General features: G+C 66.9%; 25 protein-coding genes. 21 read left to right on the plus strand and 4 right to left on the minus strand.

Annotated features, from left to right (window positions below):
* Positions 1-136 precede the first annotated feature (136 nt).
* The 3 genes from ABD231_RS02065 to ABD231_RS02075 are packed head-to-tail and all read left to right on the plus strand — an operon-like array spanning position 137 to position 2,762.
* Entirely contained in the window at positions 137-1,414 is a 1,278-nt protein-coding gene (locus tag ABD231_RS02065; RefSeq protein WP_344144535.1) for a sensor histidine kinase, read from the plus strand.
* Between the two features lie 5 nt (positions 1,415-1,419).
* Positions 1,420-2,064: a response regulator transcription factor gene (locus tag ABD231_RS02070; protein ID WP_344145577.1), complete on the plus strand. Its 645-nt coding sequence runs from the start codon at positions 1,420-1,422 to the stop codon at positions 2,062-2,064.
* Positions 2,064-2,762 (plus strand): DUF4097 family beta strand repeat-containing protein, encoded by a 699-nt coding sequence (locus ABD231_RS02075; protein ID WP_344144537.1) that lies wholly within the window; start codon positions 2,064-2,066, stop codon positions 2,760-2,762. Before ABD231_RS02070 ends, ABD231_RS02075 begins: the two co-directional genes overlap by 1 nt.
* Here ABD231_RS02075 and ABD231_RS02080 read toward each other — a convergent pair.
* Genes ABD231_RS02080 through ABD231_RS02090 form a run of 3 tightly spaced genes read right to left on the minus strand, consistent with a single transcriptional unit; the run spans position 2,755 to position 6,445 of the window.
* Entirely contained in the window at positions 2,755-3,393 is a 639-nt protein-coding gene (locus ABD231_RS02080; RefSeq protein ID WP_344144539.1) for a bifunctional 4-hydroxy-2-oxoglutarate aldolase/2-dehydro-3-deoxy-phosphogluconate aldolase, read from the minus strand. The genes ABD231_RS02075 and ABD231_RS02080 overlap by 8 nt on opposite strands.
* 12 nt (positions 3,394-3,405) lie before the next feature.
* Positions 3,406-5,148 (minus strand): N-acyl-D-amino-acid deacylase family protein, encoded by a 1,743-nt coding sequence (locus ABD231_RS02085; RefSeq protein ID WP_344144541.1) that lies wholly within the window; start codon positions 5,146-5,148, stop codon positions 3,406-3,408.
* 1 nt (position 5,149) lies between these two features.
* Positions 5,150-6,445 carry a type III PLP-dependent enzyme domain-containing protein gene (locus ABD231_RS02090; RefSeq protein WP_344144543.1) on the minus strand — a complete coding sequence of 432 codons (1,296 nt, stop codon included), beginning with the start codon at positions 6,443-6,445 and terminating at the stop codon, positions 5,150-5,152.
* Between the two features lie 137 nt (positions 6,446-6,582).
* Here ABD231_RS02090 and ABD231_RS02095 point away from each other — a divergent pair, with 137 nt between their 5' ends.
* The 3 genes from ABD231_RS02095 to ABD231_RS02105 are packed head-to-tail and all read left to right on the plus strand — an operon-like array spanning position 6,583 to position 8,747.
* Positions 6,583-7,578: a sugar kinase gene (locus ABD231_RS02095; protein WP_344144545.1), complete on the plus strand. Its 996-nt coding sequence runs from the start codon at positions 6,583-6,585 to the stop codon at positions 7,576-7,578.
* Positions 7,575-8,309 (plus strand): IclR family transcriptional regulator, encoded by a 735-nt coding sequence (locus tag ABD231_RS02100; RefSeq protein WP_344144547.1) that lies wholly within the window; start codon positions 7,575-7,577, stop codon positions 8,307-8,309. The genes ABD231_RS02095 and ABD231_RS02100 overlap by 4 nt, the downstream gene beginning before the upstream one ends.
* Positions 8,310-8,342: 33 nt before the next feature.
* A complete protein-coding gene (locus ABD231_RS02105; protein WP_344144549.1) occupies positions 8,343-8,747 on the plus strand; it encodes a RidA family protein in 405 nt (134 codons plus the stop codon).
* Here the strand turns inward: ABD231_RS02105 and ABD231_RS02110 are convergent.
* Positions 8,740-9,333: an SMI1/KNR4 family protein gene (locus ABD231_RS02110; protein WP_344144550.1), complete on the minus strand. Its 594-nt coding sequence runs from the start codon at positions 9,331-9,333 to the stop codon at positions 8,740-8,742. The two genes, ABD231_RS02105 and ABD231_RS02110, sit on opposite strands and share 8 nt — an antisense overlap.
* 53 nt (positions 9,334-9,386) lie before the next feature.
* Between ABD231_RS02110 and ABD231_RS02115 the strand changes: the two genes are divergently transcribed.
* The 15 genes from ABD231_RS02115 (at position 9,387) to ABD231_RS02185 (ending at position 23,830) form a co-directional block, all read left to right on the plus strand.
* Entirely contained in the window at positions 9,387-10,199 is an 813-nt protein-coding gene (locus ABD231_RS02115; RefSeq protein ID WP_344144552.1) for an IclR family transcriptional regulator, read from the plus strand.
* Positions 10,199-11,380 (plus strand): MFS transporter, encoded by a 1,182-nt coding sequence (locus ABD231_RS02120; protein WP_344144554.1) that lies wholly within the window; start codon positions 10,199-10,201, stop codon positions 11,378-11,380. Before ABD231_RS02115 ends, ABD231_RS02120 begins: the two co-directional genes overlap by 1 nt.
* Before the next feature lie 218 nt (positions 11,381-11,598).
* Positions 11,599-12,216: a 50S ribosomal protein L10 gene (gene rplJ, locus ABD231_RS02125; protein WP_344144556.1), complete on the plus strand. Its 618-nt coding sequence runs from the start codon at positions 11,599-11,601 to the stop codon at positions 12,214-12,216.
* A 59-nt stretch (positions 12,217-12,275) separates the two neighbouring features.
* Positions 12,276-12,662, plus strand: coding sequence for a 50S ribosomal protein L7/L12 (gene rplL / locus ABD231_RS02130; protein ID WP_344144558.1), 387 nt, complete (start codon positions 12,276-12,278; stop codon positions 12,660-12,662).
* A 223-nt stretch (positions 12,663-12,885) separates the two neighbouring features.
* Complete coding sequence (locus ABD231_RS02135) at positions 12,886-13,833, plus strand: ABC transporter ATP-binding protein (protein ID WP_344144560.1); 948 nt, start codon at positions 12,886-12,888, stop codon at positions 13,831-13,833.
* Positions 13,830-14,603, plus strand: coding sequence for an MlaE family ABC transporter permease (locus tag ABD231_RS02140; protein WP_425554138.1), 774 nt, complete (start codon positions 13,830-13,832; stop codon positions 14,601-14,603). Before ABD231_RS02135 ends, ABD231_RS02140 begins: the two co-directional genes overlap by 4 nt.
* A 13-nt stretch (positions 14,604-14,616) precedes the next feature.
* Positions 14,617-15,435, plus strand: a complete 819-nt coding sequence (locus ABD231_RS02145; protein WP_344145581.1) for an MlaE family ABC transporter permease — start codon at positions 14,617-14,619, stop codon at positions 15,433-15,435.
* Positions 15,432-16,760: an MCE family protein gene (locus ABD231_RS02150; RefSeq protein WP_344144562.1), complete on the plus strand. Its 1,329-nt coding sequence runs from the start codon at positions 15,432-15,434 to the stop codon at positions 16,758-16,760. The genes ABD231_RS02145 and ABD231_RS02150 overlap by 4 nt, the downstream gene beginning before the upstream one ends.
* A complete protein-coding gene (locus tag ABD231_RS02155) occupies positions 16,757-17,794 on the plus strand; it encodes an MCE family protein (RefSeq protein ID WP_344144563.1) in 1,038 nt (345 codons plus the stop codon). Before ABD231_RS02150 ends, ABD231_RS02155 begins: the two co-directional genes overlap by 4 nt.
* Positions 17,791-18,804 carry an MCE family protein gene (locus ABD231_RS02160; RefSeq protein ID WP_344144565.1) on the plus strand — a complete coding sequence of 338 codons (1,014 nt, stop codon included), beginning with the start codon at positions 17,791-17,793 and terminating at the stop codon, positions 18,802-18,804. The genes ABD231_RS02155 and ABD231_RS02160 overlap by 4 nt, the downstream gene beginning before the upstream one ends.
* Complete coding sequence (locus ABD231_RS02165) at positions 18,801-20,000, plus strand: MCE family protein (protein ID WP_344144567.1); 1,200 nt, start codon at positions 18,801-18,803, stop codon at positions 19,998-20,000. Before ABD231_RS02160 ends, ABD231_RS02165 begins: the two co-directional genes overlap by 4 nt.
* Before the next feature lie 92 nt (positions 20,001-20,092).
* Entirely contained in the window at positions 20,093-21,379 is a 1,287-nt protein-coding gene (locus ABD231_RS02170) for an MCE family protein (protein WP_344144569.1), read from the plus strand.
* Positions 21,376-22,668: an MCE family protein gene (locus ABD231_RS02175; RefSeq protein ID WP_344144571.1), complete on the plus strand. Its 1,293-nt coding sequence runs from the start codon at positions 21,376-21,378 to the stop codon at positions 22,666-22,668. Before ABD231_RS02170 ends, ABD231_RS02175 begins: the two co-directional genes overlap by 4 nt.
* A 32-nt stretch (positions 22,669-22,700) precedes the next feature.
* Positions 22,701-23,165, plus strand: a complete 465-nt coding sequence (locus tag ABD231_RS02180) for a hypothetical protein (RefSeq protein ID WP_344144573.1) — start codon at positions 22,701-22,703, stop codon at positions 23,163-23,165.
* A 98-nt stretch (positions 23,166-23,263) separates the two neighbouring features.
* Complete coding sequence (locus tag ABD231_RS02185; protein WP_344144575.1) at positions 23,264-23,830, plus strand: hypothetical protein; 567 nt, start codon at positions 23,264-23,266, stop codon at positions 23,828-23,830.
* The last annotated feature ends 245 nt before the right edge of the window (positions 23,831-24,075 follow it).

The following is a 24,075-nucleotide window of genomic DNA, read 5'->3' on the forward strand; positions in this document are numbered from 1 at the left end:
AACCCACGAATCGGGGGTGGGGTTAACCCGAACTCGATACGGGGGATGTCCTCATACCGGCGGCCTCGGCAGCGTCGTAGGTTTGAGCCCGTCCCCACAACCAGCACAGCGGCACAGACAACGGGAGGTGGTTCGGGTGACGACGATCGCGAGTCCGGTTCCCCGGCGACCCTGGCGGCTGTGGCGCTCGCCGTACTTGTGGCTGGCAACAGTCCATCTACTCGGTGATTCCGTGGTGGTGCTGACCTCTGGGCTCTTGGCTCTGGTCGCGATCTGTGTGGCCGTGCTCGGGTGGCCGCTCGCCTTCGTCGGCGTGCCGCTGACCACGGCCGCGGCGCGAGCGGTCTACGGGCTGGCCCGGTGGGAGCGGGCCAGAGCCCGGATCACCCGCGGGCAGGAGGTGCTGCCACTCGAGCCACCGGAGCCATCCGGCAGTCGCACCGTCGACGCCCGCCGGGCGCTCGCAGATCCGAACCTGTGGCGCCAGTTCCTGTACTACGTCTTGTTGTTGCCAGCAGCAATGTTCTGGCTGCTGCTGATCGTGGTCGCCTGGTCGGTCCCGCCAGTGCTGATCGGCCTGCCGTTCTACTTCTCGAAGTTCGCGGCGGCGCAGGCTCAGCTCGGGCCGTTCGTGATCGACACCAGCGACAAGGCCATCGCCGCATCGGTGTTCGGAGCGGTGTTCCTGGCGCTGCTCTCCCCGGTGCTGATGCGGACCGCATCCGCGTTGGACGGGCATCTCGCCCGGATCTACCTGGGCGGTGACGAGACCGGGGCGCTGACCGAGCGGGTCAGCCGGCTGGTCACGAGCCGGCAGCAGGTGGTCGACTCGGCGGAGGCCGAGCGGCGGCGGATGGAGCGCGACCTGCATGACGGTGCCCAGCAGCGTCTGGTTTCGCTGGCGATGACACTGGGCCGCGCGAAGAACCGGTTGGGTGACAAGGATCCGGCGGTGCGTTCGCTGATCGAGGAGGCGCACTCCGAAGCCCTGCAGGCGATTGCGGAGCTTCGGGATCTGACTCGGGGTCTGCATCCGCCGGTGCTGACCGACCGCGGGCTCGATGCCGCGATCTCCGCAGTCGCCGCGCGGTCTCCGGTGCCGGTCCGGGTGAGTGTCGAGGTCGACCCGCGGCCGTCGCTGACCATCGAGTCCATCGCCTACTTCGTCGTCACCGAGGCCCTGACGAATATCGCCAAGCACGCCGACGCGGCCCAGGCCGAGGTCCGGATCGTGCGGATCGGCAACTTGCTCCGGGTCGAAGTGACCGACGACGGCCGGGGTGGTGCGCATCCCGAGGGTGGTACCGGCCTGCAGGGCCTGTCCGACCGGGTCGCCGGGGTCGACGGCCGGCTCAGTCTCAGCAGTCCACCGGGCGGTCCGACCGTCCTCACCGCGGAGGTACCGTGCGAATGACCAGCCTGCGAGTCGTGATCGCCGAGGACTCGGTGCTGCTCCGCGAGGGCATCGTGCGACTGCTGGAGGAGCAGGAGTGCACGGTCGTCGCGGCGGTCGGCGACGGTGACGAGTTGCTCAAGGCGGTCGCCGAGCATCGACCGGATGTCTGCGTGGTCGATGTGCGGATGCCGCCGACATTCACCGACGAGGGGCTGCGGGCGGCGCTGGTGCTCCGCGAGCAGTACCCGGACACTGGTGTGCTGGTCCTCTCCCAGTACGTCGAAGAGCGGTATGCGAGCGAGCTCATCGGCAGCAACCCGGGCGGCGTCGGGTACTTGCTGAAGGACCGGGTGGCCGACGTGGATCAGTTCCTCGACGGGCTGCGTCGAGTGGCCGGTGGAGGGGCAGCGCTGGACCCGGAGGTGATCTCGCAGTTGCTGGTGCGGTCCAGCAAGGCAGATCCGTTGGCCGCGCTGAGTCCGCGCGAGCAGGAGGTGCTGCGGGCGATGGCGGAGGGCAAGTCGAACACCGGCATCGCGCAGGCGCTCGTGGTCGGCGAGGGTGCTGTCGAGAAGCACATCAGCAGCATCTTCCAGAAGCTGCGGCTGTCGTCGACCGAGGGCGAGCACCGCCGGGTCCTGGCCGTGTTGCGGTTCCTGGACAGCTGATGGCACTCAGTACAGCGCAGCGTCGGATGCTGCTGATCGGTGTGGTGCCACTGGTGGTGCTCGTGGTCGCCGGTGCGGCGGTCACGGTCGCGACGATCCGCGGCAAACTCCCCTTCGACTACTCGTCCAGCTTCGCGACCGCGCCCCAGGGAGTGCGGATCTTCTCGGATGTTCCGGCCAACGTGATCGGTGGTGCGGGCAGCCAGGTGCGGGTGACCGTCGACGGGACCTATGGGGCGCAGGAGCCGAAGGTCGAGGTCCGGACCGTCGACGGCGTGCTGGATGTCCGGACCACTTGCCCGGACAGCAGTTGCGAGGTCGAGCTGACGGTCGAGGTCCCGGTCGCTGTTGCCGTGCAGGCCAAGGCCGAAGGGGCTTCACTCAACGTCTCGGGTCTGACGGCGAAGGTGCAGATCGATGCCAGCGAAGGGTCCGTGACGATGAACCGGATGCGCAGTCCTCAAGTGTCGATCGACGCCCGCCGGGGGTCGCTCTCCCTCCAGTTCGACGACCCGCCGGAGCAGGTGATGGCCACGGTGAGCGATGGCTCGCTCAACGTTCGGGTGCCCGGTACGACGACGTACGCCATCAATGCGGTCGCGGCGCAGGGCTCCGTCGAGCTCGGTCCGAACAACGACCCGACCTCGACTCATCGCCTCTTTCTACGGTCCAGCTATGGCAGCATCACGGTCAGTTGATCGCGGCCACGAAGGCTTTGGCCTTCGCGGTGATGGCCTGCCAATTGGCCGCCGAGACATCGGCGGGGGAGACCACGTCGGTGCCCGCGCTGACAGCCAGCGCGCCGGCCTCCAGGTAGTCCCTGGCGTTTCCGGCGTTGATGCCGCCCGACGGGACCAGTTGCACCTCCGGGAACGGTCCGCGCAAATCCTTGAGGTACTTCGGTCCGAGCTGGTGGGCCGGGAAGATCTTGACTGCAGACGATCCCAGTGCGAGGGCGGACATCACCTCGGACGGCGTGAACGCACCGAACATCACCGCGATGCCGGCTGTCTGCGCAGCTGCGGCGATCGCGGACGCCTCCGGACCTTGACCAGGTGTCACCAGGAACTGCGCCCCCGCGTCGATTGCCTGCTGCGCCTGCAGACCGGTCTGCACCGTCCCGGCGCCGACCACGGCACCGGTCTCGTCGGTCGTGGAGGCAGCGCGCTCCAGATGACGCGGCAGGTCCGGGGTGGTGAAGGTCAGCTCCACGACGTGGATGCCACCGGCGACCAACGCTGCGCACAGGTCCCGGGCGTCAGCGATCTCCGGGGCTCTGACGACAGTCAGCACGCGGTCGGTGCGCAGCAGGTCCAGTGTGTTGGTCATAGCGAGGTCCTCTCAGACGTCAGTACGGCGGATAGCGCGGCCGGGCAGTGCGTCGGTCCGGTGGCCGTCGTCGATGACGGGGACACCGTTGACGAAGACGTACGGGATGCCTTCGGCCTGCTGCCGGGGGTTGTCGAAGGTGGCGGTGTCGTGGATGGTGTCCGGATCGAAGAGGACCAGGTCGGCCCGGTAGCCCTCGCGGACGAGTCCGCGATCGGTCAGCCGCAGACGCCGTGCCGGTCGGCCGGTGAGGTGGTGGATGCAGTCGGCCAGTTCCAGGACGCCGAGTTCGCGGACATACCGGCCCAGGTAGCGCGGGAAGGTGCCCCACGAACGCGGGTGCGGTTTGCCGCCGACCAGGATCGCGTCCGAGCCGCCGGTGTGGCTCGAGTGCTGCATGATCGTCTGGACGTTCTCCTCGTGCCCGACGTGCTGCAGGATCGAGGTGCCGAGGTCGTCCGCGATCAGCAGGTCGAAGAAGACGTCGGCAGCCGGCCGACCGCGACGAGCCGCGAGGTCTTGGACGGTCCGGCCGACGGCGTCGCCGAGGGCGGGGTTCCGGACGCCGCCGATCTCGATCGTGTTCCACTCGATCACACAGCCGTGGCAGCCGTCGGAGCCGACCTGCTCCATCTCGTGCGCGATCCTGGCCCGGGTCGCCGGATCCCGCAACCGGTCCAGCTGGGCATCCGGGCCGCCCTCGGCCGTCCAGCTCGGCAAGGTCGCGGCGAGAGTTGTTGCCCCAGGCAAATAAGGATAGGTGTCGGTGGTGACATCGAGACCGTCGGCGAGCGCCTTGTCGATCATCGCGATCAGGTCGGCGCCGCGACCCTGGTTCGGGCCGAAGTTCATCACCGCGTGGGTCAGGTGCAGCGCGCAGCCGGAGCGGCGGGCCACTTCGACCATCTCGGCGTACGCGTCGAGAGCGCCTTGTCCATAAGAGCGCTGGTGTGGGGAGTAGTAGCCGCCGTGCTGTGCGACGACACGGCACAGTTCGACGAGTTCGTCGGTGGTGGCGAACATGCCCGGCGTGTAGGTGAGGCCGCTGCTCATCCCGACCGCGCCGTCGCGCAATGCTTGCGTGAGCAGCTCGATCATCTGCGCGAGTTCGGCGGGAGTGGCTGGGCGGTTGTCGGTGCCGACGACCATCATCCGCAGCGTGCCCTGCGGGACCAGGTAGGCCGCATTGCACGCGATTCCCTGATCGAGGCGATCCAGATAGCCGGCGACCGTGGACCAGGAGAAGTCGAAGTCGTCCGGCTCGCCGTTCCAGCCGGCGATCTGGCGGCGGAGCGCGGCCCTGGTCGGGTCGTCGATCGGCGCGAACGACAGACCATCCTGACCGAGGACCTCCAACGTGACGCCCTGACTGACCTTGGCGGTGTGGTCCGGCGTCGCCAGGATCTGCAGGTCGGAGTGCGCATGCATGTCGATGAAGCCCGGGCAGAGCACGAGTCCGGTGGCATCGATCGTCCGCGTGGCAGTCGGCAAGTCATCGCGCCGGGATTGGTTGGACGAGTTGGTGGTCAGCGCACTGTCGCTGCGCCTAGATCGGTCCGCCGAGGCGGTGGTTGGCAGGTCGTCGCTGCGTGGGGATCGGTTGGCTGGGTTGGTGGTTGGCAGATCGTGGCCGAGCTGGGATTGGCTGGTGGACACGGCGACGATGCGGCCGGCGTCGACTACTACGTCTGCGACGAAGCCGGGTGCGCCCGTGCCGTCGAGGACGGTGGCGCCGGTGATCAGCAGGTCTGCCATCTCAGAAGTACGTCCGGATCAGGTCGACGACGACGGGATCGGCCGCGTCCGGGTCGTCCACGACCGGGATCAGCCCCCACTTGTCGAACGCGGTACACGGGTGCGAGAGACCGACCCGGAGTTCGTCTCCGATCACCACCGGTTCCTCGCCGAACCGCAGATAACCGTGCTGGTCGTTCAGTTTGGTCACCGTCATGCCGGTTGCAGGGAGCACCGGTTCACCAACCGAGCGCGGCCGGATCAGCTGCGGCTCGGGCATGTCCTGGTCGACCGGGAAGTCCCGTCGCCCGGCGTCGAAGATCGCCAGCCCTGGCTCGGGTTGCGAGGTGATCCGCATCCACCCGTGCATCGCCGCGACCAACTGCTCGCCGTCGGTGCGCGGTGACTGGCCCAGTGGTGACACCCGCCGGTAGAGCCCGTCATCGTGCGAGATGTAGGCGCCGGAACGCAGCACGACCCGGGCATCGTCGATCGGACCCAGTACCTCGGCCACCAGTTCGAAGTACTCGCTGCCGCCGGCGGTGACGATCGGTTCGACACCCTCGTCGTACAGCTTGCCGAGTCGCGAGTGCAGCTCAGCCATGTCGCGTAGAAACGCCCGTACGGCGCTCAGCGCGGCCTCGTCGACGCCGCTGCTAACCGCGCCTTCGTAGCCTGCCACCCCGACCAGTCGCAATGTCGAGGCTTCCGCCACCGCCGAGGCGACGGCCTGGGCGGTCTCGAAGTCCCGGGCACCGGTCCGACCACCGGGCGCACCGAGCTCAACCAGTACGTCGAGCGGTCGCGCATCCGGGCCGACATGCGCCGACCGAGCCGCCTCCATGATCTCGACAGTCCGGACCGAGTCGGCCCAGACCATGACCTCGAACTCGGGATCCCGGGCCAGCTCATCGGCGACCCAGCGCAACTGCAACGGGGAGACGACCGAATTCGCAATCAGCACCCGGCGGACGCCGAACTGGCGAGCGATCGCGAGGTGGAACACGTTGGCCAGCGTGATCGCCCACGCGCCGGCATCCAACTGCTGCGCCCACAGCGCAGGCGCCATCGTGGTCTTGCCATGCGGCGCGAGCTCGACGCCGTGATGCGCGCACCAGCGGGCGAGAGTCTCGACGTTGTGCCGCACCCCGGGCGCGGACAGCGTCATCAACGGGGTCGGCAGCTGCGACAGCCTCGGGCGCTCGGCCAGGACCTCGGCGACGGTCCGGCCCCAGAAGGCGGGCGGCAGTACCCGGTCGCGGCGGCTCACCCGCTCGTCGGCAAGCGCGGCGATGGCGGCAGCATCGTAAGCAGGCATCGAGTCCCCTGGGAGTAGTTGCAGAATACGCAACGTTCATTGCGCATTCTGACCTGACGGTTGTAGCATCGCGCTCGAAGTTGCGTCAACGACCGCAGTTACACACCTATCCCATCACCCGGTCCCTAGGAGCGCAGATGCCCGACCCGCGCACTGAGACGGAACTCGGGCCGGGCCATTCGGGTGGGGACAGCGCCGTCGTCTGTGTCGGCGAGGCGATGATCATGCTCGCGGGAGCCGCCGGACCGCTCGAGGACGTCGAGACGTTCCGTCGGTCGGTGGGTGGCGCGGAGTGCAATGTGGCCGGCGGCCTGGCCGGTCTCGGCGTACCGACGAGCTGGGTGTCGCGGCTCGGCGATGACGGCTTCGGCCGGCAGGTCCTGCGGGATCTGCGCGGACGTGGCGTCGATGTCGACGGTGTGGAGATCGATCCGGACCGGCCGACCGCTCTGTACGTGAAGGAGTCGATCGACGGCCGGTCTCGCATGCACTACTACCGAACCGGCTCCGCGGCATCGGCGATGAGCCCCGCGTTCCTGCAGCATCCTGAGGTGGCCGACAGACTCCGCAGCGCGAGGATCGTGCACACCACCGGCATCACTGCGGCGCTGTCCCCGGACACTGCGCGGATGCTGGACGAGCTCCGCGGGGACTTCGTTCTCAGTGTTGATCTGAATTGGCGGCCGGTGTTGTGGCGCGACAAGGATCCGGAGCCGCTCTGGCGGTTGCTGCGCGCGGCCGACGTCGTACTGATCGGTGCTGATGAGGCGCTGGTGTTCACAGGAACCAATGACCCCGCTGAGCTGCGCGAACGGTTCGGCAAGGACTGCACGCTGGTCGTCAAGAACGATGCGCACACTGCAGTCGCGCTGGAGCCGGACGGCCGCCGTACCGAGGTTCCGGCGCTCACTGTCGAGGTGGTCGAGCCAGTAGGAGCCGGGGATGCGTTCGCAGCCGGCTTCCTCGCGGGGACGCTGCAGGACCTGCCGATGAAGCAGCGGCTGCGCCTCGGGCATCTGAATGCCGCAGCAGTGCTCGCCGTACCGGAAGACCATGCTGCGCCGCTGGCCCCCGAGCTGCGGGACAGACTGCTCAACGCCGATGACGACGAGTGGGCGGCGACGAAGGTATGAGCCAGAGCCTCGCGAGAGCCCTGCAGATCCTGGCCAGCCTGGGGGAGGGCGAGCGGTCGCTGGATCAGCTCGCGACCGAGCTCGGCGTCCACAAGACCACAGTGCTCCGGCTGCTGCGCACCATGGAGGCAGACCGCTTCGTACGGCGCGATGAGGCGCACCGCTATCGGTTGGGCTCCCGCTTGTTCGCGTTGGCGGATGCGGCGCGCGAGCAGCACGTCGTACGGGAAGTGGCTGCACCACATCTGCGTCAGCTGAATCAGAAGACCGGTCAGACCGTTCACCTGGCCGCGTGGGAGAACGGCGAGGTCATCTACATCGACAAGCTCGACAGTGTGCGTACGTTCCGCATGTACTCGCAGATCGGCGTACCGGCGGCTCTGCACTGCACAGCGGTCGGGAAGATCCTGCTGGCAGCGCAGCCCAAGCGGCAACGTGAGGCGGTGCTGGCATCGCTGGACTACCACGCGTTCACCCCGCAGACCATCACTGATGCGGATGCCCTGCGCGACGAGCTGGACACAGTCCGGACCCGCGGCTGGGCGCAGGACAAGGCCGAGCACGAGTCGTTCATGAACTGCATCGGTGCGCCGGTCCTGGACCAGGCCGGCCGCGTTGTCGGGGCCGTGTCGGTGTCCGTCCCGGATGTGCTGCTGAACTATGAGCAGGTGCTCGAACTCCTGCCTGAGCTGCTCGCCACCACCCAGGCGATCAGCGCCGACTACAACTGAAGCGCCGACTACAACTGAGAGGTGTCCGACCTGATGTCCGACAAGACCGCCGTCTCCACCACTGACGCACCCGCACCGCTGCCGGTGTTCTCGCAGGGCGTCCGCAAGGGCAACATCCTGCAGGTCTCCGGCCAGGGCTCGGTCGACCCCGCGACCGGCGAGTTCGTCTTCGTCGGCGACGTGAAGGCCCAGACCACCCGGGTCCTGCAGAACATCGAGGCGATCCTCAAGGCCGGTGGCGGCAGCCTGGACGACGTACTGATGCTGCGCGTCTACCTGACCACCCGCGACGACTTCGCCGCCATGAACGAGGCCTACGCCGAGTTCGTCTCCACCCGCACCCCGAGCGGCGTCCTGCCGTCCCGCACCACCGTCTTCACCGGCCTCCCGCTGCCGGACATGCTCGTCGAGATCGACGCCCTCGCCGTTCTCAGCTGACGACGGGTACCCGGATCAGAGGTTCGTCGTTGACGAACTGCTGATCCGGGCCGCGGTCCCACCACAGCTCCTGGTGGGTCGTGAGATACGGGTACCAGCCGTTGACCCCGGTCCCCGTGTGGAGCGCGTCGACAACGGCCGAGAGGTACGACGCGAGGTCCGGCCAGCCGGTGCTGAAGTCGCCGACCCCGTCGTGGCTGGCCATGCCGAGCCGGCCGGAACCGTCGATGACCTGCAGATCGCCATCGGCGTCCGCCCAGGGAATCCAGGCCGGGTGCCAATAGGGCTCGGTGTTCCACGCGTGCACCGTGAAGCCGTCGACATCCGCCGCGATGTCCATCCGCAGCTGCCAGTTGTCGGCGATCTGCGCCGCGCTCGACGGTGGCGCCTCGGGGAGCAGGTTCGCCCAAGTGGTCAGTCCGTTGTGGCATCGCAGTGACTCGATGAGGTCCGGCGGTAGCTCGACCACCTGACGAGCCGCGTCCAGTTCGGCATCGCTCGCGGGCGGCGCCAGTACGAGGTACGTCGCCGGCGCGTGCTCGGCCAGCCAGCTGTCGAGTCGTCGCCACGTCTGCGTGATCGTCACCGGATGACCCTAATCGCTGGCAGGTTTTCCACATCGCGGGATAGGATCCTGCCATGCAGGAAATCATTCAGCGCGGTTCGGTGCAGTCGATCGACCGTGCGGTCGCGATCCTGCGCTGCTTCGACGCTCGTACGCCGGACCTCGGGATCAGCGACCTGTCCCGGGCGACCGGGTTGTCGACGAGCACTGTGCACCGCCTGCTGCTGGCCATGCTGGAGAACGGGCTGATTCGGCAGACCGCCCAACGGCGGTATGCGATCGGGCCGCTGGTCGCCCGGTTGGCGCATGCGACTGGAGTCCCGGCGACACTGCGCGACGCGGCCATGCCGGTGCTGCGGAGACTCCGGGACGACTCCGAGGAGACGGCGGCTGTGCACGAGTTGCTGCCGACCGCACACCGCATGGTGCTCGATCAGGTCGAGAGCCGGCACCAGTTGCGCCGTACCTATACAGAGTTCGGCATTCCGGTGCCGCTGCCGCAGGGGGCGCCCGGCAAGGTGCTGCTCGCGTTCTCGCCCTGGGAACGGCAGGTGGCGGTGCTGACCGGGCGTCTCGAGCAGGTGCTGCCGAACACGATCACCGACCCCGACGTCCTCGCCACACAGTTCGCAGAGATTCGTGCGCGGGGCTACGCCAAGTCGGCGACCGAGCGGACGCAGGGGATCTGCTCGGTCGCCGCACCGGTCTTCGACTACTCCGGCCAGGTGGTCGGCTGTCTGTCGATCTCTGGTCCGGAGATGCGGATGTCTCCCCAGCGACTGGACGAGCTAGGCGCACTGGTCGCTCCCGCCGCCTGGGAAGTGTCCGAACTCCTCGGTGCAACCACTGCAGCACGAGACCGCGGCGTACAGCAGGCTGTGCGCTGATGGCCGGCCCGGCCGCCCTGCTCAAGATCGCACCGTCGGTCTATGTCCCCGCACTGCTCTACGGCATCGGCCAAGGCGCCATAGCCCCAGTCATCGCGGTCTCGGCCACTCACCTCGGCGCATCACCCGCCATCGCCGGTGTGGTCGTCGCAGCGGCCGGTCTCGGTCAGGTCATCGGCGACATCCCAGCCGGTGCTCTCACCACGAAGATCGGCGAACGCCGCGCGATGCTCGGTGCGACCGTCCTGGTCTCGCTGGCCCTGGTCGCCTGCCTCCTGGCGCCGACTGTGTGGGGGCTCGCGCTGGCGATCGGCGTCACCGGACTGGCTGGCTCAGTCTGGGGTCTGGCTCGGCAGGCCTACCTCAGCGAAGCAGTGCCGATCGAGCTCCGCGCCCGCGCCCTGTCCACCCTCGGCGGTGTCCAACGCATCGGCTCCTTCATCGGACCGTTCCTTGGCGCACTGGCGATGCGCTTCCTCGGAACTGACGGTGCCTACTGGGTCCACCTCGTCGGCGCAGTACTGGCCTGCATAGTCCTCGTGAGCCTTCCCGACATCGAGTCGGTACGCCGGACTCGCGGCAGCAGGCCAGTCGCAGCCCAGTCCACGCTGGGCGTGATCCGCGAGCACCTGCCAGTACTGCGAACTCTCGGTACCGGTGCCCTTCTGGTCGGCGCAGTCCGCGCGTCGCGTCAGGTCGTCGTACCGCTGTGGGCCCTGCACATCGGACTGGACGCTCAGACCACCAGCATCATCTTCGGACTCTCCGGTGCGGTGGACATGCTGCTGTTTTATCCAGCCGGCTCAGTCATGGACCGCTTCGGCCGCAAGTGGGTCGCCGTACCGTCCATGCTCGTTCTGGGGACGGCACATCTGCTGCTGCCGCTCACCCACACCGCTGCGACGCTCACGGCGGTCGCATTGCTGATGGGTGTTGGCAACGGGCTCGGCGCGGGGGTGATCATGACGCTCGGAGCGGACGCCTCGCCACCGGTCGGGCGGGCGCAGTTCCTGGGGGCATTCCGCCTGTTCGCGGACACCGGCAACGGCGCCGGCCCACTACTGCTGGCCGGCGCCACTGCACTGCTGGGCCTCGGCCCAGCCGTCTTCGTGATGGCCGCAACCGGGTGGGCAGCGGCCGCGGCCATGCGCCGGTGGATCCCACCGCACCCGGTGGAGTAGCCGCCGATTTGGTCAGGCTGACTGCATCAACTACTCTGAACACTGCCGAAGACCGCTGGTGGCTGCCCTAGGTAGCTGAAAGTCCCACTCAGGTGGGCGGCCCGCGCAGGTGATGAGAAGTGTGAGTGTAGTTTGCATGTTCACGCCCTTGCCACTTGCGCAGGGGCGTTTTTCATTTCCTGGGGTCTACGGCGAGAAAGCCAAACGAAGGAGACCCCATGGCGAGGCCGGACAAGGCAGCCGCTGTCGCAGAGCTGACGGACGAGTTCCGTAGCTCGAACGGCGCCGTGCTGACCGAGTACCGCGGACTCACTGTGGCGCAGCTGCGGAATCTGCGGACTGCGCTCGGTGACGACGTGAACTACGCCGTGGTGAAGAACACGCTGACCAAGATCGCGGCCAAGGACGCGGGTGTCGAGTCGTTCGACTCGTTGCTCGAGGGTCCGTCGGCCATCGCCTTCATCAAGGGCGATGCGGTGGTTGCGGCCAAGGGTCTGCGTGACTTCGCCAAGGCGAATCCCCTTCTCGTCATCAAGGGTGGAGTGCTCGAAGGCAAGGCGCTCAGCTCTGACGAGATCAGCAAGCTCGCTGACCTGGAGTCGCGTGAGGTCCTCCTCGCGAAGCTCGCAGGTGCGATGAAGGCGGCTCCGCAGCAAGCGGTGTCGCTGTTCGCTGCTCCGCTGTCGCAGGCCGCGCGCCTGTTCGCGGCGCTGCAGGACACGCTGCCGGCGGACGGGGCTTCGGCTCCCGAGGCCGCGGCCGAGGAGACCGTGCAGGACACGGTCGACGCACCTGCCGAGGCGAGCACCGAGGAGACTGCCGCAGCTGACAGCTGAGGCCGATCTCACTGCACGACCCCATTTCAGTGATTCACCGTTCAGGAAGGACCGCCACCATGGCGAAGCTCAGCACCGAAGAGCTCCTCGGCCAGTTCAAGGAACTGACCCTGCTGGAGCTGTCGGAGTTCGTTAAGGCTTTCGAGGAGGAGTTCGGCGTCACCGCCGCCGCCCCGGTTGCCGTTGCCGCCGCCCCGGGTGCCCCGGGCGCCCCGGTCGAAGAGGCCGCCGAGCAGGACGAGTTCGACGTCGTCCTCGAGAGCGCCGGCGACAAGAAGATCCAGGTCATCAAGGAGGTGCGCGGTCTCACCAGCCTTGGTCTGAAGGAGGCCAAGGACCTGGTTGAGTCCGCCCCGAAGGCGATCCTGGAGAAGGTTGACAAGGCTTCGGCCGAGAAGGCGAAGGAAGCCCTCGAGGGCGCCGGCGCCACCGTCACCCTCAAGTGATGTCGGTTACGTTCCGCTAAGGGACGTAACAAGTTTGTAGAGAAGGGCGGTCTCCCTCGGGGAGGCCGCCCTTCTGCATTTCGACCTGGCTAGGATCGCAATCGCTTGACTTTGAGGGGTTACGCAAAACCGTACTCGTGCGTAACCTAGGCCACTGCTCCCTCGTTGGAATCGAAGTACTCGTCGGTTCGGGGCAAGAACTTAGATCCCGTGAGGAGGACCGGTGGGCGTAGAAGTCCGCGTCGAAGGTCTCACCAAATCCTTTGGTAGCCAGCTGATCTGGGGCGATGTGTCCCTGACCCTGCCGGCCGGTGAGATCTGCGTGATGCTGGGCCCTTCCGGTACGGGGAAGTCCGTATTCCTGAAGACCCTGATCGGCCTGCTCAAACCGGATCGCGGCCATGTCCACATCGAGGGCACCGATATCGCCACCTGCAGCGAGCGGGAGCTCTACGAGATCCGCAAGCTGTTCGGGGTGCTGTTCCAGGACGGCGCGATGTTCGGCTCGATGAACCTGTACGACAACGTCGCGTTCCCGCTGCGTGAGCACACCAAGAAGTCCGAGGCCGAGATCCGCTCCATCGTGATGGAGAAGATGGAGATGGTCGGTCTGGTCGGTGCCGAGCGCAAGCTTCCCGGCGAGATCTCGGGCGGTATGCGCAAGCGCGCCGGGCTGGCCCGGGCACTGGTGCTGGAGCCGGAGATCCTGCTGTTCGACGAGCCCGACTCGGGTCTGGACCCGGTCCGGACGGCGTTCCTGAACCAGCTGATCATCGATCTGAACGAGATGACCCAGGCGACCTGCCTGATCGTCACCCACGACATCAACACCGCCCGCACGGTCCCGGACAACATCGGCCTGCTGTACCACCGGCACCTGGCCATGTTCGGGCAGCGCGAGATGCTGCTGTCCAGCGAGGAGCCGGTGGTTCGCCAGTTCCTGAACGCGCAGCGCGTCGGCCCGATCGGCATGTCGGAGGAGAAGGACGCCGACGAGCTCGCCCGCGAGGCCGACCAGGAGCTGCCGCCACTGCCGCCGATCCCGATCCAGCAGTTGCCGAGCAGCGGCGTACTGCGTCCGACCCAGCGGCCGCCAGGTGACTGGTGCCGTGAGAACGGCGTCACCCCGCCACCCGGGTCGTTCGCCACGGATGTCGTGGGGGCTACGTGACACTGTCCGCGACCGCCCCGCTGAAGCACGCCGGCAACCTGTTCTCCTTCGCCCTCGACACGATGAGGGCGTCGGTACGTCGTCCTTTCCAGCTGAAGGAGTTCCTGCAGCAGGCCTGGTTCGTGGCGAGCGTGACGATCATCCCGACCGCGTTGGTCGCGATCCCGTTCGGTGCGGTCATCGCGTTGCAGGTCGGTGGACTGATCAAGCAGTTCGGCGCGCAGGCCTTCACCGGGTCGGCCGCCGTACTGGCCGTGGTCCGGGAGGCGTCGCCGATCGCGACCGCGCTGCTGATCGCCGGCGCCGGTGGTTCGGCGATCTGCGCCGACCTGGGTGCGCGGAAGATCCGCGAAGAGCTCGACGCGATGATGGTGCTCGGGATCGACCCGATCCAGCGGCTGGTGGTGCCGCGGGTGCTGGCGACGATGCTGGTCGCCTTCTTCCTGAACGGTTTCGTCAGTGTCGTCGGCGTGATGGGCGGTTACGTCTTCAACGTCGTCCTGCAGGACGGCACGCCAGGGTCCTACATAGCCAGCTTCACCGCGCTCGCCCACCTGCCTGACCTGTGGCAGGGCCAGGCGAAGGCGCTGGTCTTCGGCTTCATCGCAGCGGTCGTCGCGTCGTACAAGGGCATGAACGCAGGCGGCGGGCCGAAGGGTGTCGGCGATGCCGTGAACCAGTCGGTCGTCATCACGTTCATGCTGCTGTTCGTCGCGAACTTCTCGATGACCGCGATTTACTTCCAGCTCGTCCCGCCGAAGGGGGCGTGACGTGTCGGCCCTGATGGACACCCTGGTGAAGAAGCCGCTGAACTCGCTGGATCGGCTCGGCGAGCAGCTTGCCTTCTACATCAAGGCTTTGGCCTGGTCCGGTAAGTCGATCACCCGGTACCGCAAGGAGATCCTCCGCCTGCTGGCCGAGGTGACGCTCGGCACCGGCGCGCTCGCCGTGATCGGCGGCACCGTCGGCGTGATCACCTTCCTGGCCTTCTTCACCGGTACCGAGGTCGGCCTGCAGGGCTACTCGGCGCTGAACCAGATCGGTACGTCGGCCTTCGCGGGCTTCGTCAGCGCCTATATCAACACTCGCGAGATCGGCCCGCTGATCGCCGGCATCGCGCTGGCCGCGACTGTCGGCTGCGGTTTCACCGCCCAGCTCGGCGCGATGCGGATCAGCGAGGAGATCGACGCCCTCGAGGTGATGGCGATCCCGTCGCTGCCGTTCCTGGTCACCACCCGGATCATCGCCGGCCTGATCGCGGTGATCCCGTTGTACGTCGTCGGTCTGCTCTCGTCGTACTTCGCGACCCGGCTGACCGTGACCACGTTCTACGGGCAGAGCACCGGGACGTACGACCATTACTTCCATCTGTTCTTACCACCGGGCGACGTGTTGTGGTCGTTCGGCAAGGTGCTGGTCTTCGCGGTGCTGGTGATCCTCGTGCACTGCTACCACGGCTACCACGCGAGCGGCGGTCCCGCGGGCGTGGGCGTCGCCGTCGGCCGCGCAGTCCGTACGTCGATCGTCGTCATCAACGTGGTCGACCTGCTGCTGTCGATGGCCATCTGGGGTACGACGACCACCGTGAGGTTGGCCGGATGATCAACAGACTCCCGCACAAGGCGTACGGCGTGGCCTTCATCGGCGTGCTGTGTTTCCTGCTGTGGCTGACGTACGCCTTCTACGCGAAGGTCTTCACCGACACCGTCAACGTGGAGCTGAAGACCAGTCACATCGGTCTGCAGCTCAACGAGCACGCGGATGTGAAGCTGCGCGGCATCATCGTCGGCGAGGTCGTCGGGACCTCGACCAACGGTGACGAGGCGACCGTGAAGCTCGCCTTGAAGCCGGATCAGATCAACGAGATCTCCAGCGCGGTCAGTGCGCGGATCCTGCCCAAGACCCTGTTCGGCGAGAAGTACGTCGCCCTGGTGCCGCCGAGCGGTGCCGCCGGCCGCCACATCCGGGCCGGCGACGTGATCGCCCGGGACAAGACCGCGGTCGGCATCGAGATCGAGAAGGTGCTGAACGACGCCCTGCCGTTGCTGCAGGCGGTCGACCCGGCCGACCTGAACGCGACGCTGAACACGCTGGCCACCGCGCTGGAGGGCCGCGGTACCGAGATCGCCGGGACGCTGACCCAGCTCGACAGCTACCTGAAGAAGCTGAACCCGAACGTCCCGAAGCTGATGGCCGCGCTGACCAAGCTCACTCAGGTCTCCGAGCTGTACGGCGACGCCACGCCGGATCTCGTCCGGGCGCTGCGCAACCTGACCATCACCGGGAACACGGTGGTCGAGAAGGAACAACAGCTGCAGAAGTTCTTCGTCGACGTACAGACGCTGTCCTCGACCACGGACACGTTCCTGAAGCAGAACGAGGACCGCGTCATCCGCCTCGGCGAGGTGAGCCGGCCGGTGCTCGATCTGCTGGAGCGCTACTCGCCCGAGGTGCCGTGCTTCCTGAAGGTGATGACGGACACCACCCCGATCCTGAACGACACGTTCCGCGACGGGCGGCTGAACATCAATCTCGAGATCATCACCAACCAGCCGACGCCGTACGAGCCGAACGAGTTGCCGAAGTACGCCGATCATCGCGGCCCGACCTGTGTGGGCAAGAACTACAGCCACCCGGGTGCGAAGCCGGGTCCGTACACGCAGCAGAATCCCGCGCCGTACATCACGGGTGAGGACGGCGTGATCGGCGACCACGGCAAGCTGGCCAAGTTCCCGCTGAACCTGACGCTGAACCGCGCGATGCCCGGGTTCGCAATGGACACCCAAGGCGTCGGTACGCCGGCCGAGCAGAAGGTGATCGATGCAGTCGTGGCACCGTCGATGGGTGTCCCGGCGAGCGACGTACCGGATCTGACCACGCTCCTCGTGGGCCCGCTGCTGCGTGGTGGGCAGGTGAATCTCAAATGACCAAATTACTGGACAAGAAGACCTCGCTGGACATCGTCCGGCTGTCGATCTTCGTCGTGGTGACCACGATCGCGACCGCGCTGCTGGCGGTGACGATCGGCAACATCACCTTCAACGCGACGACGAAGTACCGGGCCGTGTTCACCGACGCGGTCGGGCTGAACCAGGGTGACGACATCCGGATCGCCGGGGTGAAGGTGGGGCAGGTCGACAAGATCGCGCTCTACCAGAACACGCTGGCGATGGTGACCTTCAGCGTGGACTCCGATCAGATCGTCGACACTTCGACGAAGGCGACGCTGCGCTACCGCAACCTGGTCGGCAACCGGTACATCGCCCTCACCGACGGCGTCGGCGGTGGCGAGCGGCTGAAGGCGAACGGCCTGATCCCGAAGGAGCGGACCGCGCCCGCGCTCGACCTGTCGGTGCTGTTCAACGGCTTCAAGCCGCTGTTCACCGCGCTCACCCCGGCGGACGTGAATCAGTTCGCGTTCGAGGTGATCAAGGTGCTGCAGGGCGAGGGCGGCACGATCGAGTCGCTGCTGGCCAAGACTGCCTCGCTGACCACCACACTGGCCGACGCGGACGAAGTGATCGGCAGTCTGATCACCAACCTGACCTCGACATTGCAGATCGTCTCGCAGCGCCAGCAGAACTTCTCCCAGCTGCTGGTCAACCTGCAGCAGTTCATCACCGGCCTGAGCCAGGACATCAACCCGATCCTGAACTCGCTCGGCTCGATCAACTCGCTGAACACCAAGACAGCTGGCTTGCTGCAGCAGACCCGGGTGCCGATCAAGGCCGACCTGGACCGGCTGCGCACGGTCGCGACCACGCTGGACGACACCCAGGGCATCTGGGTGAAGACGCTGAACTACATGCCGGAAAAGCTGAACACGATGACCCGCACCGCGTCGTACGGCTCCTGGTTCAACTTCTACCTGTGCAACTTCGACGGCAACGTCACGCTGCCGACCGGGACGCGGCTCCCGGTCAGCTACGACAACAACTCGGCGAGGTGCAAGAAGCCGTGAAACCTTTCCGGGAACAGAACCAGGTGACGATCGGCGTCATCGGCCTGACGGTGATCGGGCTGATCATGCTGGCCGCGTTCAAGGCACAGGACCTGCCGCTGATCGGTGGCGGGACCAAGTACTCCGCGCAGTTCTCCGAGGCCGGTGGCCTGAAGCCGAACGACGAGATCCGGGTCGCCGGGGTCCGGGTCGGGCAGGTCCGCAAGGTCGAGCTCGACGGCACCCACGTCCGGGTCGACTTCGTCATCGACAAGGGCGTGAAGCTGGGCGACCAGACCGGCGCCGAGATGAAGATCAAGACGCTGCTCGGCCAGAAGTACCTGAAGCTGAACCCGTCCGGCGGCGGCCAACTGAAGGCCGGCTCCGAGATTCCGCTGGCCCGGACAGTTTCGGCGTACGACGTCGTGGACGCGTTCTCGGATCTCGCGAACACGACCGAGCGGATCGACACCGCGCAGCTGGCGAAGGCCCTGGACACACTGTCGACGACGTTCAAGAACACTCCGGAGGAGGTGCAGGCCTCGCTGACCGGTCTGTCCCGGCTCTCCCGCAACGTCGCCAAGCGCGATGAGCAGCTGAAGCTCCTGCTGCAGCACTCGAACACGGTCACCAAGGTGCTCGCCGACCGCAACCAGCAGCTGATCAAGCTGATGAAGGACGGCAACACCGTCTTCCAGGCCGTGCAGGCCCGGCGGGCGCTGATCCACCAGTTGCTGGTCTCGACGCAGAAGCTGTCCGCGCAGATCACCGCGCTGGTCCGGGAGAACCGCAAGGACCTCGGCCCGACTCTGCAGAAGGTGAACGCGGTGCTCGCCGTACTGCTGAAGAACCAGAAGGATCTGGACGCGAGTATCAAGGGACTCGCGCCGTTCATCCGGGTCTTCACCAACACGCTCGGCACCGGGCCGTGGTTCGACGTCTACCTGCAGAACCTGGTGCCGGTCCCCGAAGTGCCGCTGCCGAAGGTGCCGATCCCCGGTCTGCCGCCGATCCTGGGAGGCGGCCGATGACGAAGGTCTCGTCGTTCTCCCGGCTGATCGCGATCGCGGTCGTCTTCGTGATCCTCACGGTCAGCGTGATCTCGCTGTGGCCGAACCCCGAGCGGGTGTCGGCGACGGCGTACTTCCCGCGCGCGGTGTCGGTCTATCCCGGTTCCGACGTCCGGATCCTCGGGATCAAGGTCGGTGAGGTGGAGAGCGTCACCCCGGCCGGGCGGACGATCCGGGTGAAGTTCTGGTGGGAGGCCAAGCACAAGGTGCCGGCCACGGCGAAGGCCGTGATCGCAGCGCCGTCGATCGTCGCCGATCGGTATGTGCAGCTGACCCCGGTGTACTCCAAGGGCGATGTGATGGCCGATGGAGCGCAGATCCCGATCGAGCGCACGGCCGTCCCGCTGGAGCTCGACCAGATCTACCAGAGCCTGAACGATCTGTCCGTCGCACTCGGGCCGAAGGGCGCCAATGACCAGGGCGCGCTGTCGCGGCTGCTGGATGTCTCGGCGAAGAACCTGAACGGTCAGGGCGCGAAGCTCAACCAGACGATCACCGATGTCTCCAAGCTGACCGGGACGCTGGCCGGCAACTCGCAGAGCCTCTTCGCGACGATCCGGCAGCTGCAGACCTTCGTCTCCGCGCTCGCTGCGAACGACGCGCTGGTCAAGCAGTTCAACGCCAACTTCGCCGCGACGTCCACAACGCTGGCCGGTGAGCGCAAGGACCTGACGTCTGCGCTGTCGCTACTCGCGACCGCGCTCGGCGAGGTCGCGACGTTCGTCAAGGAGAACCGGGCGCTGGTGAAGAACACGGTCTCCGGTGCCACCGAGATCTCCCAGATCCTGGTCAAGGAGAAGGCCGCGCTGGCCCAGATCCTCGACACCGCGGCGCTCGGCCTGGGCAACCTGGCCCGGGTCTACAACCCGCAGTTCGGCACGCTGGACCAGCGGATCAACCTGGCCCAGCTCGACAACCCGTCGTCGTTCATCTGCTCTCTGTTGTTGCAGGTCAACCAGCCGCTGTCGACCTGCTCACTGCTCAAGCCGGTGCTGGATTCACTGCCGAAGCTGCCGCTGCTCAGCCAGCTGACCGGCAGCGCGCCGGCCAGTGGAGGCCCAGCCGGTACGCCGTGGGCCGCGGCCGGCGAGGTCGAGAAGCCCAAGCCGACCAGCCCCGACCCCGTCGACCCGACTCTCGGAGGGCTGGTCCGATGAGACGTCGTACGGCGCGAGTGCCCAGCGTCGGCCGTGCTTCGGCGCTTGCGGCACCCAGGCACGCACCTCGCGGCACCGGAGGAACAGCCACGATGGAAAAGCATCGAGGCCGCTCCTCCGGCACCCCGATGCACGCACCTGAACACCGCAATCGCTCGAACCACAGCCGACGCTGGGCACTTGTGGCCGGAGCGCTCGCGATGGCGATGGCGCTGACCGGGTGTGATTTCAGCGTGTACTCGTTGCCCTTGCCCGGTGGCGCGAAGATCAAGGGGCCGTCGTACACGGTCACTGTCGAGTTCGCCGACGTCCTGGACCTGGTGCCGAAGTCGACGGTGAAGGTCGATGACGTCACCGTCGGCACGGTCGAGAAGGTCTGGCTTGAGGGGTACGTCGCCAAGGTGCGGATCCGGTTGCCGAAGAGTCTCGAGCTGCCGGACAACGAGCGCGCGACGATCCGCCAGACCAGCCTGCTCGGCGAGAAGTTCGTGTCGCTGGCACAGCCGACCGGTCAGGAGGCGCCGCGCGGCCGGCTCGACGACGGCGAAGTCATCCCGCTGTCGCGGACGACCAGCAATGTCGAGGTCGAAGAGGTCCTGGCCGCGCTGTCCCTGCTGCTGAACGGCGGCGGTGTCGCGCAGCTGCAGATCATCACCCAAGAGCTGAACAAGGCGCTGACTGGGAACGAGCCGGCCATCAAGAGCGTGCTCACCCAGCTCGACACCTTCGTCGGCACCTTGGACCAGAACAAGCAGAAGATCGTCACCGCGATCACTGCGGTCGACGCGCTGGCCAAGAAGCTGAACGCCCAGAAGGCGACGTTGGCGACCGCGATCGACTCGTTGCCGAAGTCGATCGCGACCCTGGACAAGCAGCGGGCCGCACTGGTCAAGACGCTGCAGGCTCTGTCGACGCTGGGCAGCACGGCGACCCGGGTGATCACGTCCGCGCAGAAGGACCTGGTCGCGAACCTGCAGTCGCTGTACCCGATCCTGACGAAGCTGGCCGAGGCGGGGGAGAACCTGCCGAAGTCACTCGAGCTGCTGTTCACCTACCCGTTCCCGGATGCCGCCGCACGGGGTGTCCAGGGTGACTACACGAACCTCGGTATCACCTTGGACATCAACACCCAGAAGCTGCTCAAGGGCCTGATCGGTCTGGATCTGCCGACCATTGGCCCGACCGCGCTGCCGACCGGCAACATCAGCCTCCCGGTGCACCTCCCGACCAAGCCGGGGGCGAATCCGACGCAGAAGCCGACCGGGATCGCCACGACCTGTGTGACCGTGCTCCTGTTGCCGGTCTGCGGCCCGAAGCTCAACCGGGCCGGGTTCGATCCCGACCTGGCCCGCGCACTGATGCCGGGGGTGGTGAAGTGATCACCAGGGGAGTCCGGATCCAGCTGATGGTGTTCCTGCTGATCACCGTCGTCGGAATCGCGTTCGTCGGCGCGAAGTACGCGCAGATCGACAAGCTGCTGTTCGACGAGGACTACACGGTCAGCGCCAGTTTCGCCGAGTCCGGCGGCATCTTCGAAGGCGCCGAGGTGACGTACCGCGGCCAGCCGGTCGGCCGGGTCGGCGAGCTGAAGCTGTTGCCCGACGGTGTGCTGGTCGACCTGGACATCGACAAGAAGACCAAGATCCCGAACGACCTGCTCGCCGTGGTGGCGAACCGGTCCGCGATCGGCGAGCAGTACGTCGACCTGCAGCCGCGCCGCGACGAGGGCCCGTACCTGAAGGACAACTCGCGGATCGACCGGGAGAACACCGCGATCCCGATCGACACCACCGAGCTGCTGCTGAACCTCGACCAGCTGGTCAACTCGGTGAACCAGGACAGCCTGCGGACCACGGTCAAGGAGCTCGGCGCCGCGCTGAAGGGTCGCGGGACCGACCTGCAGCGGATCATCGACAACTCCGGCCTGCTGATCGACGACGCGGACGCGAACATCCTGCAGACGATCAAGCTGATCAACGACGGCGACACCGTGCTGGCCACCCAGGTGGCCAGTGGCGACGCGATCAAGACCTGGGCGAAGAACCTCGCGCTGCTGTCCGACGCCCTGGTCGGCTCGGACGCGAACCTGCGCAAGGTGATCGACCAGGGTTCGAACGCCTCGACCCAGATCACCGGCCTGATCCAGGACAACCGCGCCGACATCGCGGTGCTGCTGGGTAACCTGCTGACGGTGAACCAGTTGACCGCGGTCCGGCTCGATGCCGTCGAGCAGCTGCTCGTCGTGTATCCGGCGGTCGCGATGGGTGGGTACGTCGTACCGGCCAAGGATCCCGGGACCGGGCACTACGACGCCCACTTCGGGCTGGTGCTCGGGTTCACGCCGCCGGCCTGCCGGGCCGGCTACTCCAAGGACAGCTGGCGGGTCCCGCAGGACACCAGCGACACGGCCGCGAACAGCAAGGCCGGCTGTACGGCGTCGCCGTCGACCGGCACGAATGTCCGGGGCGCGCAGAACGCGCCGAAGCCGTCGTCGCGAGCGGGCAACAACCGGGTCGGGTACGGGATCGGCTACGACCCGGCGACCGGTGAGGCGGGCGGTTCCGGCGGGATGCCGGAGATGGTGCTCGGCTCGACCGGTGGACAGCAGGAGCTGCTCGGCAGCGACTCCTGGAAGGCTCTCATCCTCGGACCGGTGACCGGCAAGTGACTTCGGGCAACTCCCGGCGGGGCAGGCTGATCGTGGCATGGGCGCTGAGCGTCCTGCTGGTGTTCGCCCTGGCCGCCGCAACCCTCTCGGTGATCGCGCTGCAGAAGCAGAGCCAGGACAAGGCCCTACGCGAAGGCGCGATGAAGTCCGCGCGGCAGCTCGCGCTGGACTTCACCACCTACGACTACCAGACCTGGGACGCGGACTCGAAGCGCGTGCTGGACAACTCCACCGGGCAGTTCCGGCAGGAGTTCGAGTCCGGGATCCAGGCAGTGAAGACCGACGTGGCCGCCAACAAGGCGACCTCGAAGGGCGACGTGAAGGAGGCCGCGGTGGTGTCCGGGGACAAGGACTCGGCCGAGGTCCTGGTGATCGTGAACGCACTCGTCACCAACACTGCGTCCACCGACGGGGTCGAACGCCGGTACCGGATCAAGCTGGACATGGTCCGCGAGAAGGACCGCTGGCTGACCGCCGATCTCCAGGTGGTGGGCTGATGCCGGACCGGCCCCGCAACCGCCCGCGGATCGCGGGCCAACGCCGTACAGGCGTGGTCCCACCGACCGTAGAGCCGGTCGATGAAGCGCTTGAGGATGTGACTCAGGACACGGTAGAGGTCGAGGAGACCTCTGCTGAGGAGCCCGAAGAGGTCCCGCCGACTACCGAGAGTAGTGAAAAAGGTCCGGTCGGGAGTGTTCTGTACGCCGTCCTCGGGGTTCTGATCGTCTTGGTGCTGACCGTGGCGGCGGTGCTCGGGGTGAAGGCCTGGCAGGGCAAGCAGGCCGAGGACGCCCGGGGCGAGGCGGCCGCGGCCGGGCGGAAGGCGGCCGAGACCGCGCTCAGCTACGACTACCGGGATCTGGACAAGAGTTTCGCGGCGGCGCGGGCGACGATGACCCCGGAGTTCGCCGGGAAGTTCGACGAGACCGCCAAGGTGGCCGGCGAACTGGCGAAGAAGTCCAAGGCGACCGTGAAGGCCGAGGTCCGCGAGGTCGGGGTCCGCGACGGCGACGCCGACCGGGTCACGCTGATCATCTTCGTGAACCAGACCACCACCAGCACGATCACGCAGGGTAAGCCCCGGGTGGATCTGAACCGGACCCGGTTCACGATGGTCCGAAATGACGGCCGATGGCTGGTCCAGGAGATCGCCGGACTGTAGTCTCTTTGTGACTCCGCACCAGAAGGACGCCGGGAGTCTCGTGGGTGATCTACCCACTGGAGACACCGGGTCGGTCCTTGACGGAAAGGGTGGTCCGAAGGCAAACTATCGGACCCCATTGGACAGGCTTGTCTCTATCGGGTAGCCTATTGCTTTGCGCTGCCTTTCTCCCACCTCAGCTCGGGTCCACGATTTGACTGGGGTGGTTTGGCCTGCGCTCCCAGCACCGCAAGTGATTTCTGCGA

Source organism: Kribbella yunnanensis (genome assembly GCF_039529655.1).
GTDB lineage: Bacteria > Actinomycetota > Actinomycetes > Propionibacteriales > Kribbellaceae > Kribbella > Kribbella yunnanensis.

Coding starts and splice junctions, on each gene's coding strand:
- ABD231_RS02075 (WP_344144537.1), top strand. CDS start 2,064: ATGGCACTCAGTACAGCGCAGCGTCGGATGCTGCTGATCGGTGTGGTG.
- ABD231_RS02080 (WP_344144539.1), bottom strand. CDS start 3,393: ATGACCAACACACTGGACCTGCTGCGCACCGACCGCGTGCTGACTGTC.
- ABD231_RS02085 (WP_344144541.1), bottom strand. CDS start 5,148: ATGGCAGACCTGCTGATCACCGGCGCCACCGTCCTCGACGGCACGGGC.
- ABD231_RS02090 (WP_344144543.1), bottom strand. CDS start 6,445: ATGCCTGCTTACGATGCTGCCGCCATCGCCGCGCTTGCCGACGAGCGG.
- ABD231_RS02095 (WP_344144545.1), top strand. CDS start 6,583: ATGCCCGACCCGCGCACTGAGACGGAACTCGGGCCGGGCCATTCGGGT.
- ABD231_RS02100 (WP_344144547.1), top strand. CDS start 7,575: ATGAGCCAGAGCCTCGCGAGAGCCCTGCAGATCCTGGCCAGCCTGGGG.
- ABD231_RS02105 (WP_344144549.1), top strand. CDS start 8,343: ATGTCCGACAAGACCGCCGTCTCCACCACTGACGCACCCGCACCGCTG.
- ABD231_RS02115 (WP_344144552.1), top strand. CDS start 9,387: ATGCAGGAAATCATTCAGCGCGGTTCGGTGCAGTCGATCGACCGTGCG.
- ABD231_RS02120 (WP_344144554.1), top strand. CDS start 10,199: ATGGCCGGCCCGGCCGCCCTGCTCAAGATCGCACCGTCGGTCTATGTC.
- rplJ (WP_344144556.1), top strand. CDS start 11,599: ATGGCGAGGCCGGACAAGGCAGCCGCTGTCGCAGAGCTGACGGACGAG.
- rplL (WP_344144558.1), top strand. CDS start 12,276: ATGGCGAAGCTCAGCACCGAAGAGCTCCTCGGCCAGTTCAAGGAACTG.
- ABD231_RS02145 (WP_344145581.1), top strand. CDS start 14,617: ATGGACACCCTGGTGAAGAAGCCGCTGAACTCGCTGGATCGGCTCGGC.
- ABD231_RS02150 (WP_344144562.1), top strand. CDS start 15,432: ATGATCAACAGACTCCCGCACAAGGCGTACGGCGTGGCCTTCATCGGC.
- ABD231_RS02155 (WP_344144563.1), top strand. CDS start 16,757: ATGACCAAATTACTGGACAAGAAGACCTCGCTGGACATCGTCCGGCTG.
- ABD231_RS02165 (WP_344144567.1), top strand. CDS start 18,801: ATGACGAAGGTCTCGTCGTTCTCCCGGCTGATCGCGATCGCGGTCGTC.
- ABD231_RS02170 (WP_344144569.1), top strand. CDS start 20,093: ATGGAAAAGCATCGAGGCCGCTCCTCCGGCACCCCGATGCACGCACCT.